Genomic DNA, 19,772 nt, shown 5'->3' with positions numbered 1-19,772 from the left:
CGGGCGCCGGGGCCCCGCCCCTGCCGCGTCAGCCGGCGGCCGGGACGCGCGCCGCGCGGACGGCGTCGCCGTAGAGCCAGTCGAGGTGCGCCAAGTCCTGCCGCGCCGCCAGCAGGGCGTCCCGCTCGGCCTGCTCCGGTCCGTCTTCCAAGTGGAAGCTGCCGGACCGCAGGCGCGACTGGTGGTGGACCTCGGCCGTCCGCGGCAGGCGCAGCTCCTCGTACCGGCGCAACGTGCCCGGTACGTCGCCAGGCCGCGCGCCGAGCAGCCCCGCCAGCACCACCGCGTCCTCCAGGGCCTGGCTCGCCCCCTGCGAGAGGAAGGGCAGCATCGGGTGCGCGGCGTCGCCGACGAGAGCCACCCGAGAGGTGCTCAGACGCGCGGACATCTCCCGGTCGAACAGGCCCCACCGGGTCACCGACCCGGCGCCGAGCAACACCCGCCCTGCGTCCCGGTGCCAGCCCGCGAACCGGGCCAGCACCTCGCCGACGTCGACGGAGGCGCTGCGCGGTCCCGCACCTCCCGCGGGGTCGGCGCACACCGCGCTGAAATGGACCTCCCGGCCGGAGGAGACGGGGTAGTACGTGAGGTGGCGGCCGGGCCCGAACCAGAACATCACCCGCGGGTCCGCCGCGAACGAGGGCACGGCGGAGGCCGGCACCAGCCCGCGGTACACCGAGTAGCCGGCGAAGACCGGCTCGTCGTCGACGACCGCACGGCGCAGAGCCGAGTGCACCCCGTCGGCGCCGACGACGATGTCCGCCGACGCCGAGCCGCCGTCGGCGAAGCGCAACTCCACCCGGTCGTCGTGCTCCACGACACCGGTCGCGGCCCGGTCGAGGTCGAGCCGGCCGGGCGGCAGCAGGTCCAGGAGGCAGCGCTGAAGGTCGGCACGGTGCACCAGGTAGTAAGGCGCGCGGAATCTGTCCTCGCAGCTCTCGCCGTGCGCCACGCGGGAGAGCAGCCTTCCGTCGTCCCAGCGGCGCGTCTCGATCGCTCCCGCGGTGAGCGCGCTGCGGCGGACCGTGGGCCCGGCGCCGAGCTCGTGGAGGATGCGGGCGCCGTTGGGCGAGAGCTGAATGCCCGCGCCCACGGCCCCCAGCGTCCCCGACCGCTCGTAGACGTCGCAGCGCACCCCGCGCCGACGCAGCATGATCGCGACGGCGAGCCCCGACACCCCCGCGCCGACCACGGCCACGTGCGGACCGCCGGCGCTCATGGCGCCCCGACCTTTCCTGCGCGGGCCCGCGCGGAGGCGGCGCTGCCCGCCTCGTGGCCGTAGAGCCACACCCGCCGCAGCAGCCCCTCCAGCCCTGCTTCCTGCCGCAACGCCCGGTCCCGCGCGCGTTGTTGCTCGCCGTCGGGCAGGTGCATCGAGTCGGCGTGGCCACGGGAACCGTGCTGGATGGCCGCGGTGCGCGGAGCGCGTGCCTGCTCGTACCTGGTCAGCACCTCCGGGACGTCGTCGCGCTCGGCGCCCGCGAGGAGGGAGGCCAGCTCGGCGGCGTCCTCGACCGCCTGGTTCGCACCCTGCGCCATGAACGGCAGCATCGGGTGCGCGGCGTCGCCGAGCACGGTGAGCCTCTCCGACGACCAGGTGGGCAGCTCCGGACGGTCGTACAGCGCCCACCTGCGCACCGTCCCGGCGGCCTCGGTGATCTCCGGAACCAGCCCGCCCCACCCGGCGAAGGCGGCCACCAGCTCGGCGGGGTCGCCCGGCGCGGACCAGGATTCCGCTCCCGCCTCGGCGAGCGGAGCAATCGCGGCAAAGCTCATCGACCGGCCCCCGGAGACCGGATAGCAGACCAGGTGCCGGCCGGGGCCCCACCACATGCGGATCAGCGGCTCGCGCGCCGCGGCGGACAGCCGTTCCATCGGGACCAGCCCGCGGAAGACGCCGAGCCCGGAGAAGACGGGGGCGTCGCGCACGAGCGACTCGCGCACCACGGAGTGGATGCCGTCGGCCCCCACCACGAGGTCCGCACGGTGTGCGGTCCCGTCCGCGAAGGTGAGGACCTGCTCCTCGCCGTCCCGCGAGACCGCCCGCAACCGGTGGCCCAACCGCAGCGGCCGCTCCCCGACCAGCCGCAGCAGCGCCCGCTGCAGATCCGCGCGGTGCACGGCGTAGTAGGGGGCAAGGTAGAGCTTTTCGCACGCCACTCCGAACGGTGTGGCAGCGATGAGCTCGCCCGTCCAGCCGTGCACCCGCATCTCCTCGACCGGCACCGCGTCCCGGGCCAGCTCGCTCCCGAGGCCGAGCCCGAGAAGGTGCCGCGCGGCGTTCGGCGCGACCTGCACTCCGGCACCGATCTCCGTCAACGCGCGGGCCTGCTCGAAGACTGCGCACGGCATGCCGGACTCGGCGAGCGAAGCGGCCAGGGTGAGCCCTCCGATGCCGGAACCGACCACGGCGATGCGCGGCGGGCGGGTCACGGCCGGTCTCCCGGGAGCGGGTGCGCCGCCGGGAAGGCGTGCGCCAGCCACGCGTAGGTGCGCAGCTCGTCGAAGAGGTTGCGGCCGAGGCGGTTGTGGAGCATGTGCACGTGGGAGACGACGATCTGCCCCGGGACGGTCGCCGTGGTGGCGCGTACCGCCTCGACGAGCTCGGCCAGCGCGCCGTGCCAGGCGGCGAAGGGGCCGTGCTCCGCCGGGTCGACCGGGCGGACGGCTCTCGCGGGGATGCGGCACATCTCGTCGAGCTCGGTCTCGGTACGCCCGAGGCGGGACGCCCAGGAGCGCCAGGCCGCGAGGCTGTGGGCGTAGAAGGCGGCCTGCTCCGTCCCGTCGCCGAGGGCCGCCGCCGCGGAGACGGTGGCGCGCAGGGCGAGGGCGGAGCGGGCCTGCGGGGTCGAGACGTGCGGGAGGAGCGCCAGCACCAGGGAGCTGGAGAGCTGGAAGAGCCGCTCCGTGCGCGGCATCAGCTCCGGCCCGCCGTACCGTTCCGTCTCCGGCTCGTACACCTCCCGGTAGACGCCCGGTTCCCTCAGCGGCGGGACGACGCGGTCGCTCCCGTATTCGTTCCGCGCGAGCAGCTCCGCCTCGGCCCGGTACGCCTCCGCGTCGACGCGGGCCTCGTCCGGGGCGGGCGGGCCGACCGCCGTCAGCCGGTCGTGCAGCAGCCCCTCCACCCGTTCGAACTCCGCCGGGCCCAAGTCGCCGACGCGCAAACGGAGATGGGGGCCGCCCTCCCAGTAGCGGATGAAGAACCACGGCGCGCCGTCGAGCGTGCGGACCGTCGGCTCGACGACCTCGCTCGCCACCCGGTCGAGCAACGACCGCGCGTTGGAGCCGAGATGGAGGTGCCAGGCGCTCCACCGCGTGCGGGGAGCCGGGCCGGAGCCGGTCCCGGCCGGGTCGGACGGTGTCTGCTGTGCCAAGACGTTCTCCTCAGACTCTGATGTCCAGCAGCGCGTGCGGAGCGTGCCTCGGCGTACCGGCCACCACGGCGAGAGCGATCATTTCGTCCTCCTCCAGGCCGAGGATGCGCTGCGTGGGTATCTCGTTGAAGGCGCGGACCGGACGCGCGAACATCGCGTGCGCCGTACTGGACAGGCACAGCCCGTGCAGCGCCCAGCCGCAGAAGTACTGCGCGGCGCTCCACCCGTCGGGGCCGAGGCGGGCGAAGAGATCGCGGGGCTTCACCGACATGAACCAGATCGCCGATGCGTTCCGGATGTCGCAGCCGGCCTCCGGGCTCAGGCCGTATCCGTACTCCGCCTCCAGCCGTGCGGCGGCCGTCGGGTCGCCGGAGACAGGGACCGTCCCGCCGGGCCGCACCCGGTGGATGCCGTCCCGGTACCCCTCGGTGTCCTGGAGCACCGCCGTGAACCGCACCAGCTCCGAGACCGCCCGCAGGCTCGCTCCGGGCGGCGGCGTGCCGAGCCAGCGGACCGCGTCCGCCACGGAGGCGGCGGACGCGGGAGCGCGCCGGCCGCTCATGCCGAGCATGCCGCGCGGCATGCGACCGGAGTTGCGCCGCCACATCAGCTCGGCCCAGGAGAGCGGGTCCGAGGGCTCGGCCGGGTGCGGGGGTACGGACGGCGGTATCGGGGCCGGCCGGTCGCCGAACGCCTGGGTGCGGTTGACGCGCACCAGGTCGCGGAGGGCCGGATCGTGCGGTGGACCGGCAGCGGGCGTACCGGCGAACTCCGGGGCCTGCTCGGCGCGTTCGGCCGGCCCCTGGGGAGACAGCTCGACGACGAGCGGGAGCGACCACTCCCAGTCCGGGGCCAGTCCGAGCTCGTCGAGGAGCGCGGCCGATCCTTCGCCGGGGAGCACCAACTGCCCGGTGATTCCGAAGAGTTCGAGCCCCAGGGCCAGCGAGCGGAGAGTGATGCCGAGTTCGAGGTTCACCAACGAGCCGCGGAACCACTTGTAGCCGCGGGGGATTCGCGTGTACCTCCCGGTCAGCGCGATGCGCCGCCGGTCGCCGCGGTGGCTGCCGCGGGTGAGACGGGTGAGCGCGTGCCGCTCCGGTTCGAGGAGCCGCCATTGCGCACCGTCGTCGACGAAGACCTGCACCGGGTAGAGGCAGCGAGGGGAGGCGTAGCCGCGGTGCGGGTCGTAGACGTGCTCCGGATCGGACCACTGCACACCGAAGCTCGACACGAGCGCCCGATCGAGCGCCTCTTCGAAGGGAAGCCCGGGCGCCCTGCCGTGCGGGTAGGGAGCGACATCGAGCAGCTCCGCGGTGCGCCGGGGCAGCTCCCTGCGCTCCCCGCCGCTGATGCACCCGGGCGGCGGCGGGGCCACGTGCGCCGTCATGGGCGGCTCCGGCACCCGGGTCCACGGGGGTACGGCCGGCTCGTCCACGCCGGCGCCGAACTCGTACCACAGCGGCTCGCGTTCGATGTTGTTGTCGCCGAACGGCGGCGGCAGGTCCACGGGGGCGCGCCGTGCCGTGGCGGTCGGCGGCGGGTCCGTGTGCGTCTCCTCGGCCGGCGCCGAGCCCCTGGTGAGGCCGCTCACGGGAACGGGTGGGGGTCGTAGGGGACGGCCCGGTGCTCCTCCGGCGTTCCGGCGAGCGCGGCCGTGAGGCGCGGCAGGTTCTTCAGGCGCTGCTGCGCGTGGCCGAAACACATCGGCAGGATGCCGGGGACGACGGCCTTGGCCACCGATACGCCGGCGTCGGCGTGCTCCCTGGTGGTCTGGTTCACCAGGACGATCCGGTCGAGCCCGGCGTCCTCGTACAGTCGGCGCACGTGCTCCAGCGACCCGCGCACCGTGCCTCCGGCAGCCCGCCGCAGGACTCCGGGCCACTCGGGGAAGGCTTCCTCGAGCGTGGTCTCGGGACCGCCGAGCACCTCGGTGGCCCGCGGCAGTTTCTCCGGAAGCGTGTAGAGCTGCGGATGGTGTTCGAGCTCGACGAGGCTCCAGGGGTCGCCGAGCATCGACTCGGCCTCCTCGCGGTTCCACTGCGCCCTGTTGGTGACGAGTTGGGCCACCTCGCGCAGCGCGCCCCGCACAGCGGTGTTCGGGTCGGCTCCCGAGCCGCCGGACGAGTACGTGGCGGGGAACGGGTGGCGCCGGTTCACCACGAGCACCCAGACGATCGGCAGGGCGATGTCCTGCTGTGCGACGAGCACGTGCACGTCGAAGCCGCGCGTCTGGATCAGGTCGATCAGGCTCCGGTTCTCCGGGTCGGTGATCGACGCGTTGCTGATACGGGGCAGCGGAGTCCGGCGGTGCCAGGAGAGGAGGAAGGCGTCCCGCTCCGCGAGTTCGAGCAGGGAGTGCAGCGCGGCCTCCTCGAGGCTCGCACCCGCCGCGCACCCGCTCGACGAGTCGTGGAAGTACTTGCGCAGGGTGCCCGGTTCGGGCACGCGACCCGCCGCCCGCTCCCGGCGCGCAGCGACGCGCGCGGCGCGGGCCGCGTGCCGGGAGAGCTTGAACCGCTGCTCGTACTGGTAGAAGGCGGCCTCGGCCGGCACCAACCGCGCCTCGCCCGTGGCGAGGTCGTGACCCCACACCCAGTCCAGGGGCGCGTCCGGGGTGTAGGGGAGCACCTGGCAGCTCGGGTGGGCGAGCTGCTCCTCCGTGTGCTCCCCCAACGTGGCCGGGTCGAGAGCCCGGTCCGCGACCTCGCGGTAGCCGCGGTCGAGCAGCAGCGGGGTGTCGAAGGGGAAGCTGCCGAGCCGCTCGTAGGTCTCGACGATCCCGACTGGGTCGGCCTCCGCGAACGTGCCCGCGCGCCCGTGCCCCGGGGCTGCCGCGTCGGGCGCGAGGCACATGCTCATGGCGAAGGGGACGTTCGACTCGCGCATGATGACCTGGATCGGCCCGTAGCGCGCGTCGAGGAGCCGCCCGCGAAGGGCGCCCGGCTCCATCAGGTGGGCTCCGCCGACGCCGCGTGTGGGGTCCCCCGGCGAGAGCGGTTCGGCACGCAGTTCCAGCGGCGCGGGGCGCTCGTCGTCGGTGAGCGGGGCGGCAGCGCCTTGGCAGGCGGGGCAGAAGAAGCTCCGCGGAACGCGGTGCCGGCGCACGTATCGCGTTCCGACGACGCACAGTTCACCCGGCCGCAGGGGGTGCGCCGCGAGGTCGTCCAGCGCGGCGTCGAGGAGGAGGGGCAGCAGGGGCGAGGGCGCCACGGGTATCCCGCAGGGCTCGGCCGGGGAGTCGGCGAGTGGGTGCTCGGCGGTGTTGCGCTCCCGCACCTCGGCGCAGCTCGCGCAGCCGGAGTCCGTGCCGGGTACCCAGCGGGGCCCGACGACCACCTCGTCGTCCCACACCCGCACCGAGACCAACTCCTCGGTGCCGGCGGCGCTCTTCTCCCACTGCGTCCGCTCCCACTCGAGGTCCCAGCCCCTGTTGAGGACGGTTCGCACCCGCACCGCTTCGCCGACCCGCGCGAGGACCGCCTCCCAGGAGGAGTCACGGAACCCGTCCCAACCGGGTCCGTACTGCTGTTCATCACGCATGCGGGGGCTCCTCGGTGAGTTGGCGGACCACGACGGGGCCGAACCAGAAGGGCAGTTCGCCCAGCACGGGGTCCCGCCGCATCGGACGGCCCTCGAAGGAGACGCCCCGGGCGGCGGCGAGCCGGCAGACCTGCGCACGCACCGCGTCGACCTGCTCCGCTTCCGCCAGTTGGAGCGCGTCCGTACGCAGCAGGGGCAGGTCGGTGGCGCCGTCGCGGGCGGCGTCGATGCGGGCCGCTGCGAGGCTCGTGCTCAGGGCCTCACGGACCGCGGTGTCCGCGTCGGGGGCCCAGGCGGCGCCGAGTGGCTCGCCGCTCCGCGCGTCCTCGACCCGGGCCAGCCGCCAGTCGATTCCGGCCACTCCGGCGAGGCGGACGGTGAGCGGGCCCGCCTGCCAGTCCCGCAGAGTGCGACGGATGCGCTGCGTCTCCTCGCTCTCGTCGAGCTCGACGTCCAGGGTCCGTGTCTCGGCGACGAGGTGCCGCAGCGCGCCGTCGAGGAGCCAGCGCTCCTCGGTCAGGCCGGCGGCGCCCGTCCCGCGCTCGGCGGGCAGCCGCCCCGAACGGCGCAGCACCTCCAGAACCGCCCCCACCGTCGCGTCCCGCTGGTGCGCTCCCCACACGGCGACCCGGCCGACGCTGCCCGTACGGAAGTCCATCTCGCGGATCGCCAGCGGCATCTGCGGGAGGTCCTGCTCCGCCGGTGACGGGGTGAGGAGGCCCGTGAAGCGCCGGGTGAAGGTGTGGACGCGCTCGATCGCTTCGTCGGCGTCGGGTACCGCCTCCCTCGCCGCCTCCGGAAGCGAACGGACGCCTGCTTCCGTCTCGGCGGCGGGCGGCGCCACGACGATCCGCTCCGCGGTGAGTTCGTCGCCGTGCACCACGTACGCGGCGCCTTCCTCTCCGACCCCTGCCAGGACGTCGAGAGCGAGCTGCCCCGCGAGCGCGCCGGCCATCGCATCCGCGACCGGCCGGGCGGCCGGCCGGAGGCCCTCGCCCCGCGCCCACGCACGCACCCGCCGGCGAACGGCGGCGAGCGCGGGCTGCGCCGCGTCGCCGCGGACCGCCGGCCCGGCTTGCAGCGCGTGCTCGTCGAGCAGCACCGGCACCACCGCGACGCCCTCGCGCACGTCCCGGGCCACGCGCACCACGAGCTGCTCGGCGAGCGGTTCCGCGCCGCTGCCGCAGCAGACCACCGCGTCCGCACCACGCCAGGCGTCCGGCTCGGCGGCGTCCACCGCGCGCGCCTCGCCGACCCCGGCGCGTTCGAGGCCCCGTACCGCGGGCTGCACCGTGTCGTCAGGACCGAGGAGTGCGACCCGGGCCGCGCGGACCCTGGCGAAGGCCGCGTACGGGTCGGCACAGACGGACTCCAGGTAGGCGAGCGCACCCGCGTACCGCGCCCGGTCCGCCTCGCTCGGACCGGACGACAGGAGGGCCTCGCCCTCCAAGAGCATGCCGTGGTCGCGGAGGCCGCCCGTCAGGAGGCGCACGACGGAGCGGGAACGCTCGGTGCCGAGCGCCGCGACCAGCTCGTCCTCGGTCGTCCCCCGTTCGAGGAGCGGCACGCACACGTCCGCGACCTTGAACAACCGGTCCCAGCCGCGGAGGACGAACCGGGTCCGCGCACCGCTGAAGTAGACCCCGTCCGGCACCGGTGCACAGTGCAGATACGGCCTTGCTCGCATCCTCATCGGTTCTCTCCCTCGTACTCGAACAGGCCGCCCGGGGCGCGCCCGATCTCCACCACCCACTCCTGCGCGTGGGTCCCCTCCCGCACGGAGGGAAGGGCCTCCTCCAGGTAGTCGACGGACTCCTCGGTCGTCGCGCGGCGGTCCAGCATCTTCGGCAGCACCCGGGTGCTCAGTGCGCTGGAGAAGTCCACGTACTGGGGCTTGTGTTGGAGGCGGCGGGGGAGCACGTCCTCCGGGTCAAGCGTCCGGGGCGAGTCCTGGGCGAACGCGGTCTTCACGACGACCTCCTCCGGCACCTGGTGCCGTGCGCGCCAGGCGGTGAGTGCGAGCAGCCGCTCGTGCTCCGTGGGAGGGGTGCCCAGCGCGGAGGCCAGCTCCGCGCCGCCGTACCAGCGGCGCCTGGCGAGCACGACGCCGCCGATCGAGAGCCTGGGGAGGCTCAGCGTGCGCTGCCCGTCCGGTCGGTGCGCCCGGTACCAGCCGTCGAGCAGGCCGTTGTTGAGGCGTCCTCCCGTGGAGAGCGAGGTCGCCAGGGACAGCGGCGGCGGGAAGAGGCCCGGGTGTCCCGTACCGAGCGGGAGCACCCGGAGGCGCCGCCCGTCGGCGTCCTCGACGGCGAGCGTGTCGGACGCGGTGTCGTGCACGAGGCGCAGCGAGAACCAGTCGTCGGGGCACAGCCCCTCCGGCAGGATCTCCGGGTGGGCGTTGACGTTGAGGCGGTGCAGCCCCCGGTCCTCCACGACGTGGGCGCCGTCCCATGCGAACCGCTCGCGCAGGCGCTCCGCCAGGTACGGCACGGCGGCGCCGCCCAGCTTTCTGTCCGCGTCGAGGAAGCGGGCGTACAGCATGCCGTGCCCGGGCAGCCCGTCGTTGAAGACGAGCCGGTCCCCCGCCGCCTGCACCAGCACCCCGTAGCTCAACGGGTCCCGGCGGATGCACTCGGGCAGTCCCGAGGTGAGCTCGACCGCTTCCCGCGCGGAGAGGGTGAGGTCCTCCTCCGCGTTCTCCACCGCCTTGGTGATGCGGCCCTGGGTCTCCTCGATCACCCTGCGGCGCAGGGCGAAGAGCTGCTCCAGGCTGCCGCTCGCCGTACCCAGTCCGTCGAGCGCGCCGGGATCGCCGTGCGCGTACGACTCGCCCATCACGGCCGCACGGCGGGAGACCTCCTGCACGAGGGGCTCGGCATGTTCGGCGAGGGAGACGTTCGCGCCGGCTCCGAAGCGCTCCACGAAGGCGGCCGTCGTCATGACGCGCACGTCGTGGAGCCAGTCGAAGACCGAGAGCAGCTCCACCGTGGCGCCGAGGTCGGAGAGCCGGGGCCGCCAGCGGGAGGAGTCGACCGTCATCGGCTGCAGTACGTAGTCCTCCTCGACGGTGACGCGCGCCGGACGCCCGGCGAGGCGGCTCAGCTCTCCGAAGTCGCTCTCGATCGCCCTGAGTTCGCCTGGCCGGTCGACGACGGGGCCGGTCGCGAGGCGCGGCAGCCGCGCCCGCACGTCGTCCAGGTGCGCGGCCCCCGGGGCTTCCGGGCGGGTGAGCAGCGTCGAGAGGTCGGCGCTCCCGTCCTCCGGTTCGTTGTACGTGCACAGGACGCCCTGGTGGACGGCGTGCGCTACGGCTTTCGCCGCCTCCTGCACCGTGCACCCGGTCCGCCCGGCGACATGCGCGACGACCGAGCGCACCGGCCGGGGGCCCATGACGGTCCCGTCGACCATCGCCCGGACCACGCCCTTGACGGGGGCGGAGAGGCGCTGGAAACCGGAGTCGGTGGCGCGGAGGAAGTAGAGCGTGCTCCGGCTCTCGTCGAGGGCGGAGGTGGGCGAGAGCGCTACCCAGGCGTCCAACAGTGCGGCCCCGGCGGGCGGTTGCAGACCGCCGAGCACGTAGCCGAGCATCACGCGGTCCAGGCTCGGGAAAGCGGTGGCCTTCTCGAAGCGCACCTCGCCCGGGTCGGTACCGCCCGGTTCGGGCACGGCGATCCCGACGGCTGTGAACCGGGCGAGCGGGCTGGTGCGCACCATGGCTCTGGTGACGTACTGCAGAAGCCCCCGCTCCGATTTGCGACCGCGCGCGGAGAGCCCGCCCGGGTGCGCGAGCGCGTCCCGATAGCGCTCGGACTCGGCGTACACCTCCGGGGCGACGAGGGCGAGCGAGCGGCGGAGCTGCTCGTCGCCGAGCAGCTCGGCGAGGTTGTGGCGCTCCCGGTCGGCGCTCTCCCGGTAGCAGTCGGCGACCTCTTCCCGCAGCGTGCCGCGCTCCTCCCGGACGCGCAGCCACTCGGCGACCGAGGGCACCGCAGGTGGGGCGTCCCGCAGGGGGCGGTCGTTGTGGATCGCCCTGCGTGCGGCGATGAGCCGGCCGCGTGCGCCGTCGTCCGCCGTGGCGCCGATGCGGGCGTAGAGCTCGTCGGAGCACCGGTCCGCGGCCTCCCGCACCGCGCGTTCGGCCGCTGTCAGTCGGGCCAGCAGGCCCCGCAACGTCGGATCGCCGAGGCGGGTGCGACGGAGGGGGTTGAGGCGCAGGAGCCACAGCGGTTCCCTCGACGGCTCCGCCTCCTCCGCGGCGGCGACGAGCAGCGGAGTCCCTCCCGGGCTCATCGGGCGGCCCCCTGCGTCTCCATCCAGCGCGTCCGTCCCTTGTCCAACCGCTCCTGCCAGGTTTCGCCGAGGACCTCGTCGAGCGTCTCGGCGAGCGCCCAGCACATGTAGTACCGCTGCATCGGGGAGACGGTGAGCAGGGGAAGCTGCTGGTAGAAGAGGTTGATCAACATGCGGTAGGAGGCGAACCAGGGGGACGGGTCGTCGATCACGCCGGACTCCGCCACCGCGCGGTGGAACGCCGTGTCCGGGTGCTGTCCCTGCGGCACTTCGCCCGGCTTCGTGGGCGGTCCCATCGCGGTGGTGTCCACAGCGGCGTTGACCCGGTCCAGCATTTCGGGGGTGAGCCGTCCCTGGCTGACGGCGGCGTCCAGGGTCCCCGAGGCGTAGGCGAAGGCGGTGCGCCACCCGGCCGCCGCGGCGCTGACGTCTCCGGCGAGGCGCTGCTCCACCGCTCGGCGCAGCCCGGGCGCCTCCTTGGCGAGCCGCGCGGCGAAGACGGGACGCATGTCCTTCGTGGGGGCCGCCCAGCCCAGGAAGGCTTCGGCGTGCGAGCGGAACGAGAAGGTGCCGTGCGGCAGCCCCAGGAAGTAGGAGTCGCCCAGCGCGAGGAACGCCTCCGCGAGCCGGACGGTGGCGAGGGACGGGTCGCCCGCCAGCTCCTCGACCGTCGCCAGCAGGGGCGGGCACATCGCCCCCTGCACGACCTCGGCCTCCCGCAGGTCGTGCAGCAGCGGGTCGCTCGCGGCCGCGTCGTCGGGGCCGAGAACTTCGACCTCGCCGTGTGCGCGCATGGGGAGATAGGGCGGAGGCACCGCCTCGAGTCGGCCGAACTCGCGCGCCTGCTCCAGGTAGGTCTTCGCGTCGAGCGCCCTCGCCGGCGCGGGGGGCGGGCCCGCGTCGAGCTTCCGCGCGAGGTCCTTCCACGGGAGCTCCTGCCCCAGCGCGCCCCGCGCGAGGACGTCCACGTGCGGGCCGTGCAGCCATCCCCGGCGCAGCCGTACGACGGCGCCTCCGCTCTCCTGCACGAAACGGACGAAGGGAATCACCGACCGGGAGAGCCACGCCAACGTCACCGGCGCACCCGTGAAAACACGCACGCCCGTGGAGCCGGGTGCCGGAGCATCGTCTCGGTCTTTCACCACTTCGCCTCTCATAACCCTCATCCTCAAGGAATCGATTGCGGTCGAAAAAGAATTACCGAGCGGTTGCTGACATCCGTCACCCAACTCGTGACACCTGTGCCGCATTCCACGGAAACACCACGGTAGGATGGGTAAGTGACCAACGAATCCAGCAGAGGAAATCTGAGCGGGGACGGCCGACTGCAAGGCGCGGTCATAATGTCCGCTTTCGCATCGATGTGGGAAATCCTGGGTGTTTCGGGGCTCGCATCGCGGGTGCAGGGGCCCGCTCTTTTCTCCGCTTTCGCAGCGGCGGTCCTCGTCGCCGCTGCCGTCGTGGCCCTCACGGTTCGCCTCGGTACGCGCACGCGGCCCAGACGAATACGCCGGGTGGCGCCGAGCAGCCTGCGGGTGTTCCGACTCGTCAACATCGGGCAGACCGTGGCGATCGTGGCGGCGGTCTTCGCGCTCGGCCGGCTCGACCTCTGGGACTACATCCCTCTCGCCGTGTGCCTCGTCGTCGGCCTGCACTTCCTCCCGCTGGCCAGGTCCTTCGCACAGCCGCAGTACTGGTGGACGGGGGGTCTGTTGACCTTCCTCGCCCTCGCCTGCGCGCTGCTTCCCGCAGGCGGGGCCGACGCGCGGCTCCTGCTCGGCTTCGGCGCCGCCCTCGCGCTGTGGGCCACCGCCGCGCACGTCGCCCACCGCGGCTGAGCCGGGCCCGGGAAGGGCGGCGGCGCCCACCGCCGGGGGGTGGACGCCGCCGCACCTGTCACCTGGGACAGCAGGCTCTCGTCAGCAGGTGGACGAGGAGCAGGTGGACGAGGAGGACGAGGTGCCGACCGTGCCACCGGAAGCACCCATCTCGGGCTGGGCGACACCCTGCGAGACCTCGAGAACCTCCAGCTCGGTCACGTCGAACGAGTCGAAGACCTGCTCGATGTCCATGGAGTCAACCGTGACATTGCTCATTGAGAACTCCTCAGCTAATTCTTTTGCGCGACCGGACGGCCGCACAAGGCATATTGTTTCGAATTCTCCACCGAAACACCACACCTCGCCGCACGTCATTGACACTTGTCATCCGCCCGGTTACCGATATCACAACCGAAAGCGGATTCATGAATTCCGCCGTGGTGAAAAAAATGCCCCCGCCGTCGGCGGGGGAATCGGTGCCGTCACTCGCCGGGTCACGTACGGCCCAGCGCCCCGCCGGCCCACGCCGCCCATTCCGGGTCGTTCACCCATTCCCATCCCTGCTCGCGGTCCCAGATACCGGGATCGCCCGGCGGGCGGCTGCCGAGGAGGAAATCGCCGACGGAGGACTCCTCCAGGTAGTCGAGCCCGAGAACACGCGCCGACATGTCCGCGTCCCCGATCCCGATACCGCACGGAGCGAGACCCATCGCCGTGGCGACGAGGTACATGGTCTGGTACAGAACCCCGGTGTGCCGCAGGGTCGTCGCGTAGGCCATCCCGCTGTACTTCCAGGAGAGCCGCTGGAAGCGGGAGGTCATGGTGATCAGGACCTCGGGGTCGGCCTCGCGGGACGTCGAGACGGCCGCGACGTCCAGCATGGCTCTGCGGTCCCCGGGATCGTCGTTCACGAGCACGAGCCGGTGGCCGACCGGGTCGTAGTAGTAGCTGCCCGGTTCGACACCGGCGCAGCGCCGGATCGTGAGGTACAGCTCCAACTCGAAGGCCGAACCGCCGGTGGGATACGGGCGCGAGACGATCTCGCTGCCGGGCTCGTCCTCCGGCCCCGGGACGTACCGTGTCCGCACCCTGCCGACGCGGTAGAGGAACTCGCCGAGTTGCTCGGCCGTCAGGGGCCGCTCGCCGTACCCGCGGAACGATCTGCGGCCCTCCAACGTCGCCGTCAGACCGGGGTCCTCGCGGACGACGTCCTCCAGGCTCGGGCGGTACAGCTCGACCGAAGGTCCTTCGGGCACCGGTTTGACGGCCGGGCGCGGGTCGATCCTTCCCTTGTGCGGGAACACGCCTCCCAGCGGCTCGTCGAACCGCCCGCCGCGGACGCGGGAGTGGAAGAGCAGATCGTGGAAGTCCCACTGCTGCAGGGCCGTGTCCTCCCCTGCGAAGTCCTCGCCGGCCGCGCATACCTCGACGAACCCGGCACCGGCGAGCACACCGAGCAGCGTGCGTACCTCCGCCGCCGTCAGGCCGCCGGCGAGCGAGGCGGCGAGCTCGTCCACGCCCCTGGCTTCGGCGAGCGAGGTCACCAGCTCCCGGGCGACGCTCTCCACCAACACCACCCTGACCTTGGCGAGCGGCGACTCCAGCACCAGCGCGTTGGACCTGCTGCGGCACAGCGCGAACCTGGACAGCCGCACCAGGTCGTCCGGGCCCACGCGCACGGCGGGCGTCCCGGCGTCGGGTGCCGTGTGCTCGATCCGGACCAGCTCCCGCCCGCCGATCGGCACCCCGTAGACGAGGAGCCGGTTGAGGCGGCTCAACAGCCGCTGGAACTGGACGCGTTCGGCCGGAACGAGGTGGCGCAGCGCCTCGTCCATGGGGACGAGCCCGCCGACGAGCGAGGCGAGGGCGGCGCGGAGGCGGCCCTCGCCGAGCCGGACGGCGAAGGTGCGCACGGGCGTGCCGAGGCTGACCGACGTGGCGTCGAACTCGACCCGGACTTCGTCCCTGAAGCCGACGAGGTACTCCGCTTCGGGCCACGGGTTTCCAGGTCGCATGCTGCCCTCCGCAGTCGACATCGCGAGGCAACCAGGCTCGTGCGGCCCTCCGCCCCGGGCAAGGGACCGATGACACCGGTCAGACACCCGATGACAAAGATAATTGCGCCGCCTCAAAACTCTCCGGAGAACGCCGAATTACCTTTGTTCGGAGCACGATGATGAATGTCATCGACCCCACGGAACAACTTGCCCCGGCCCTTGCTTCTGCGCAGGCTTGCCACTGATCACCTTTCCCGTTCGGTGGTCGAATGATTGGGCAAGGACCGGGGGAAGATGGTGGACGCCCGTGAGCCAGGCGCCGGGGAAGAGCACGAGCCGCCGGAACTACGTGCTGCGGATTCTGGAACACCTTGAAAGAGATCCGGCGAGAATCGTCGTGCGTTCGTGGAAGGAAAACCTCGGCGCCGCCGAGTTCCGCACCTGCGTGGTCCGCGCGGCGAGAGCGCTGACACGTGCGGGCGTGCGCCCGGCCGACACCGTCGCCGTGCTCACCGAACCGAACTGCGCCGCCATGCTCGCCGCAAGGTACGCCGGCCACCTGCTCGGAGCCGCCGTCGTCCACATCCGATCCATGAACGCCCGGTCGGACGCGGAGGAACTGCCGGCGGCCGAACAGGCACGGCTGCTGCGCGCCACCGGCGCCCGCGTCCTCGCGGTGGACGGCCCCCTCCTCACCCGCGGCCACGAACTCCGTGCCAACGTAGGCGACTTGACGGTCGTCGCCCTGGCCGAGACGGACCCGCTCGAGGACGAGGGAGCACCGCCGGCCGTCTCCTACGCGCCGGACGACCTGGCGGTCGTCGACCTGACCAGCGGCACCACCGGCACCCCCAAGCTGGTACGCCGCTCGTTCGGCGTGCGGGACAGGCTCGTCGACCTCTCGTTCGGCGCCGCCGCGCCGGAACACCGCCCCACGCTGCTGTCCGTGACGCCGATCAGCCACGCGACGGCGACGATGGCGGACGCGGCCCTCGTGGCGGGCGGCACGGTCGTGCTCCACGACGGGTTCCGGCTGCCCGACGTACTGCGGGCGCTCACCGAGGAGGGAGTGACCGACCTCTACCTCGCGGTGCCCCACCTCTACCAACTCGTCGACCACCCCGGAATCGAGGAGGCCGAGTTCCCGGCGCTCCGCCAGGTCCTCTACAGCGGCACCGTCGCGGCGCCGTCCCGTGTCGCACGCGCCGTGGAGGTCTTCGGAGACGTACTCGCCCAGCTCTACGGCAGTACGGAGGCCGGCGGCATGTGCACCCTCACCCCGCTCGACCACCGGGAGCCGGAGCTCCTCGGCAGCGTCGGACGCCCGTTCCCCTGGGTGGAGATGGAGATCAGGACCCCCGGCTCCGACGAGCCGGTCGAGGGGACGGAGCCCGGCGAGGTGTGCGTCAGATCGCCCACGCTCATGGACGGCTACCTCGACGACGAGGACCTCGCCGGGCCGACGGTCCGCGGTGGCTGGCTGCGCACCGGGGACCTCGGCCACTGGGACAGGTACGGCTACCTCCGTCTGCTGGGCCGGATCGGGAGCGTCGTCAAGGTCAACGGCATAAAAGTCCATCCGGCGACGGTCCAGAACGTGCTGCTGCAGCATTCGGACGTCGCGGACTGCGCGGTGTACGGAGTCCGCGGCGCCGGAAACATCGAGGGCCTAGAGGCCGCCGTCCAGCCACGCGCGGGAAAGCGCTGCACGACGGAAGAACTACGCGACCACGTGTCCGCCCGTCTTTCCCCCGCGCACGTTCCGGATTCGTTCTCGTGGTGGGAGGAGATTCCGCTCGGCTCTTCCGGAAAACCGGACACCGTCATTCTCGGAGAAAGGAAGAAAGCGCAATGAGACCTTACGGGCATTTCGCGCGGTCATTGCGCCTGCGGCGGCTGCACCACCACACGCCGAACGGATTGATGATCACGCCGCTCGACCACTCCCTCAGCGACGGCCCCGTTGTTCCGAGGCACAGCTCGATCGACCTTCTCGCCGGACAGCTCGCCGCGGGCGGCGTCGACGGGATCGTGGTGCACAAGGGCAGCGTTCGGCACATCCACCCGGAGCGGTTCGCCGACATGTCGCTCGTCATCCACCTCAACGCGAGCACGGGCCAGGCCCCGGACCCCGACGCCAAGTACCTCGTCACCGAGGTGGAGGACGCGCTGCGGTTGGGTGCGGACGCGGTCAGCGTGCACGTCAACCTGGGCTCCGACGACGAGCGTCGGCAGATAGCCGACCTCGGGAGGGTCTCCGACGCGTGCGACCGCTGGAACCTCCCGTTGCTCGCCATGGTGTACCCCCGCGGCCCTCGCATAGCCGACCCGCACGACCCCGCGCTCGTCGCCCACGCGGTGACCATAGCGGCCGACCTGGGAGTCGATCTGATCAAGACGTGCTTCCCCGGTTCGCTGCACGACCTGGCGGCACTCACCGAAGCCTGCCCGGTCCCGCTCCTCGTCGCCGGCGGCCCGCAGCGGGGCACGGAGGACGGCGTTCTCGCCTTCGTCGACGAGGTGCTCGCCGGAGGCGCACTGGGCGTCGCCATGGGGCGCAACGTGTTCCAGTCCGCCGATCCGCAGCGGACGGCGGAACAGGTGGCACGTCTCGTACACCGGTTGCCGGCCCGGGAGCCGGCCGCAGGACCCGACCACATACCGAGGGGACAGCAACGTGACGGAGAGCAAGCTGTGCTGGCTTGACATACGAGGAGCCGACGAGGAGAGCGCGCCGGCGATCCTCGAGGAGGCGGTGCACCAACGCATCGACGCCGTCGTCGCGGCGGAAACGGGACTCCTCGCGGCCCTGCCGCCGACCGTCCGCCGCGTCCTCGTGCACGACGCCGGGGAGCCGGTGGACGACTTCGCCGGCGCCGACCTGGTCGTGGTCGCCGGCAGCGCCGACGACCGAGCCAAGCTGGCCGCGGCGCACCCGGCGACCGACTTCGGCCGCTACGTCGAGATCGTCGACGCGGAGACCCTGGAGACGGCCTGCGAGGCGGCGCGTACGGAGCGGTGGAGCCTGCTCGACTTCCGCGACCCGACGAAGATCCCGCTGGAGATCGTGCTCGCGGCAGCGGCCGGCCGTGAAGGGACCGTCCTGACCCGGGCCGCCGATGTCGAGGAGGCCCGGATCATCTTCGGCGTACTCGAACTCGGTTCGGACGGCGTGCTGATGCCGGCACGGGCGGTCGGGGACGCCACCGCGCTGCGGCTGGCCGCCGGCGCGGTCACGGGCGAGGTGGACCTCGTCGAGCTCACGGTGACGGCGACCGCGCACATCGGTATGGGCGAACGCGCCTGTGTCGACACGTGCAGCTACCTCGGCAAGGACGAGGGCATTCTCGTCGGCTCGCACTCGAAGGGGATGGTCCTGTGCGTCAGCGAGACCCATCCCCTTCCCTACATGCCGACGAGGCCCTTCCGGGTCAACGCGGGCGCGATCCACTCGTACACCGTCGCGGACCGCGGCAGCACCCGTTACCTCAGCGAACTCGTCGCGGGCAGCAAGGTGCTGGCCGTGGACACCCGGGGGCGCACCCGTGTGGTCAACGTGGGGCGCATCAAGATCGAGACCCGGCCGCTGATCTCCGTGGACGCGGTGGCCCCGAACGGGCAGGCCGTCAACCTCATACTGCAGGACGACTGGCACGTGCGAGTCCTCGGCCCGGGAGGTGCCGTGCTCAACAGCACCGAACTCGCCCCCGGGGACAAGGTGCTGGGCCACCTGCCCACGGCGGACCGCCATGTCGGTTACCCGATCGACGAGTTCTGCCGCGAGCAGTGAGGGGCACGCCGGTTCCCGGAGCCCCACCGGGAACCGGCGGGCGACGCGCCGTTCAGATCCAGCACTGCTCGCTGGCGATGCGGACGGCGTCGTAACGGTTACGGGCGTCGAGCTTCCTGATGGCAGCGGAGGCGAGGTTGCGGATCGTGCCGGCCGACAGGTACAGCTCTCCCGCCATCTCCTTCACCGACGCTCCCGAGGCCGTCAGCCGCAGCACGTCGGCCTCCCGATCGCTCAGCGGCCCGTCCGGGCGGCCGGCGGAGAGTAGTTGCGGGTCGATGACGACCTGTCCCGACGCGACCCCGTGCACCGAGTCGATCAACCTCCGCAGCCCCGCGGTTCTGGAGATGATGCTCAGCACGCCGGCCCTGAGAGCCTGGTCGACGAAGGTGCGCGACGGTGTGTCCAGCACCAGCGCCACCCCGCAGCCGGGCTGGACCCGGCGTATGTCGTCGGTCGCCCGCGCCCAACTCCCGTGCACACGCTCCAGGTCCACCAGGGCGACGTCCGCCTCGTGCCCCTCCACGGCCTCGACCAGTCGCTGGTAGCTGCTGACGACGGCGACGACGTCGAGCCCGCTTTCGCGGCTGAGCGACTCGGCGATCATCTCCACCGTGAGGCGGGATTTTCCGGCAATGGCAATGCGACTCGTCATACGTCCCCCGTGTCGAGTTCTCCGGCACACGCCCGTACGCCGATGTACGGGACGACCAGCACACTCTAGAAACCGCGCTGCGAGATGTGTACAGCGACAGGGCAGACTTTGATCAACCGGTCTCCACGTTGTGGCCGTTCAGCAACGATTGAGTCGGCGCCGTGATGAACCGGTCCTCGCCGCTGCGGCCGCACCGGGCCCGCGGAAGCCGGCCGCAGCGTCCTCGCACGTCGGAACACGCCACGGCGGGCGGGCCCTCGCCCGGACCGCGCCCCCAGGACGCCGCAACGACGGGCCGGCCGG

General features: G+C 72.6%; 15 protein-coding genes. 4 read left to right on the top strand and 11 right to left on the bottom strand.

Annotated features, from left to right (window positions below):
• Positions 1-28: 28 nt before the first annotated feature.
• Genes UWG_RS0105630 through UWG_RS0105595 form a run of 8 tightly spaced genes read right to left on the bottom strand, consistent with a single transcriptional unit; the run spans position 29 to position 12,235 of the window.
• A complete protein-coding gene (locus UWG_RS0105630; RefSeq protein ID WP_016906226.1) occupies positions 29-1,219 on the bottom strand; it encodes an FAD-dependent monooxygenase in 1,191 nt (396 codons plus the stop codon).
• Positions 1,216-2,433, bottom strand: coding sequence for an FAD-dependent monooxygenase (locus UWG_RS0105625; RefSeq protein ID WP_016906225.1), 1,218 nt, complete (start codon positions 2,431-2,433; stop codon positions 1,216-1,218). Before UWG_RS0105625 ends, UWG_RS0105630 begins: the two co-directional genes overlap by 4 nt.
• A complete protein-coding gene (locus UWG_RS0105620) occupies positions 2,430-3,377 on the bottom strand; it encodes a thiopeptide-type bacteriocin biosynthesis protein (protein WP_016906224.1) in 948 nt (315 codons plus the stop codon). The genes UWG_RS0105625 and UWG_RS0105620 overlap by 4 nt, the downstream gene beginning before the upstream one ends.
• A gap of 10 nt (positions 3,378-3,387) precedes the next feature.
• Positions 3,388-4,968 carry a hypothetical protein gene (locus UWG_RS0105615; protein ID WP_016906223.1) on the bottom strand — a complete coding sequence of 527 codons (1,581 nt, stop codon included), beginning with the start codon at positions 4,966-4,968 and terminating at the stop codon, positions 3,388-3,390.
• Complete coding sequence (locus UWG_RS0105610; protein ID WP_016906222.1) at positions 4,965-6,917, bottom strand: TOMM precursor leader peptide-binding protein; 1,953 nt, start codon at positions 6,915-6,917, stop codon at positions 4,965-4,967. Before UWG_RS0105610 ends, UWG_RS0105615 begins: the two co-directional genes overlap by 4 nt.
• The gene (locus tag UWG_RS0105605; RefSeq protein WP_237719994.1) at positions 6,910-8,610 is read right to left on the bottom strand and encodes a hypothetical protein; all 1,701 of its coding nucleotides are present in this window, start codon (positions 8,608-8,610) and stop codon (positions 6,910-6,912) included. Before UWG_RS0105605 ends, UWG_RS0105610 begins: the two co-directional genes overlap by 8 nt.
• Positions 8,607-11,207: a lantibiotic dehydratase family protein gene (locus tag UWG_RS0105600; protein ID WP_016906220.1), complete on the bottom strand. Its 2,601-nt coding sequence runs from the start codon at positions 11,205-11,207 to the stop codon at positions 8,607-8,609. The genes UWG_RS0105605 and UWG_RS0105600 overlap by 4 nt, the downstream gene beginning before the upstream one ends.
• Complete coding sequence (locus UWG_RS0105595) at positions 11,204-12,235, bottom strand: hypothetical protein (protein WP_237719993.1); 1,032 nt, start codon at positions 12,233-12,235, stop codon at positions 11,204-11,206. The genes UWG_RS0105600 and UWG_RS0105595 overlap by 4 nt, the downstream gene beginning before the upstream one ends.
• A 315-nt stretch (positions 12,236-12,550) precedes the next feature.
• On the opposite strand from UWG_RS0105595, the gene UWG_RS0105590 reads away from it, so the two are divergent.
• The gene (locus UWG_RS0105590) at positions 12,551-13,045 is read left to right on the top strand and encodes a hypothetical protein (RefSeq protein ID WP_237719992.1); all 495 of its coding nucleotides are present in this window, start codon (positions 12,551-12,553) and stop codon (positions 13,043-13,045) included.
• An 81-nt stretch (positions 13,046-13,126) separates the two neighbouring features.
• On the opposite strand, the gene UWG_RS32700 is transcribed toward UWG_RS0105590, so the two are convergent.
• Together UWG_RS32700 and UWG_RS0105580 are read right to left on the bottom strand one after the other, a co-directional pair.
• Positions 13,127-13,303, bottom strand: a complete 177-nt coding sequence (locus UWG_RS32700) for a thiazolylpeptide-type bacteriocin (protein WP_106429925.1) — start codon at positions 13,301-13,303, stop codon at positions 13,127-13,129.
• Between the two features lie 218 nt (positions 13,304-13,521).
• A complete protein-coding gene (locus UWG_RS0105580; protein ID WP_050988512.1) occupies positions 13,522-15,042 on the bottom strand; it encodes a SagB/ThcOx family dehydrogenase in 1,521 nt (506 codons plus the stop codon).
• Between the two features lie 289 nt (positions 15,043-15,331).
• On the opposite strand from UWG_RS0105580, the gene UWG_RS0105575 reads away from it, so the two are divergent.
• The 3 genes from UWG_RS0105575 to UWG_RS0105565 are packed head-to-tail and all read left to right on the top strand — an operon-like array spanning position 15,332 to position 18,814.
• Complete coding sequence (locus UWG_RS0105575) at positions 15,332-16,879, top strand: class I adenylate-forming enzyme family protein (RefSeq protein ID WP_029391194.1); 1,548 nt, start codon at positions 15,332-15,334, stop codon at positions 16,877-16,879.
• Complete coding sequence (locus tag UWG_RS0105570) at positions 16,876-17,730, top strand: 2-amino-3,7-dideoxy-D-threo-hept-6-ulosonate synthase (protein ID WP_029391193.1); 855 nt, start codon at positions 16,876-16,878, stop codon at positions 17,728-17,730. The genes UWG_RS0105575 and UWG_RS0105570 overlap by 4 nt, the downstream gene beginning before the upstream one ends.
• A complete protein-coding gene (locus UWG_RS0105565) occupies positions 17,702-18,814 on the top strand; it encodes a 3-dehydroquinate synthase II (RefSeq protein WP_016906213.1) in 1,113 nt (370 codons plus the stop codon). The genes UWG_RS0105570 and UWG_RS0105565 overlap by 29 nt, the downstream gene beginning before the upstream one ends.
• A 52-nt stretch (positions 18,815-18,866) precedes the next feature.
• Here the strand turns inward: UWG_RS0105565 and UWG_RS0105560 are convergent, their stop codons facing one another.
• Complete coding sequence (locus tag UWG_RS0105560) at positions 18,867-19,469, bottom strand: response regulator transcription factor (protein WP_237719991.1); 603 nt, start codon at positions 19,467-19,469, stop codon at positions 18,867-18,869.
• Positions 19,470-19,772 lie beyond the last annotated feature (303 nt).

The sequence above is a fragment of the Streptomyces xiaopingdaonensis genome, from assembly GCF_000262345.1.
Lineage (GTDB): Bacteria > Actinomycetota > Actinomycetes > Streptomycetales > Streptomycetaceae > Streptomyces > Streptomyces xiaopingdaonensis.
Note: the sequence above shows the minus strand (reverse complement) of the source record. Positions and strands in the feature narration are given on the sequence as shown.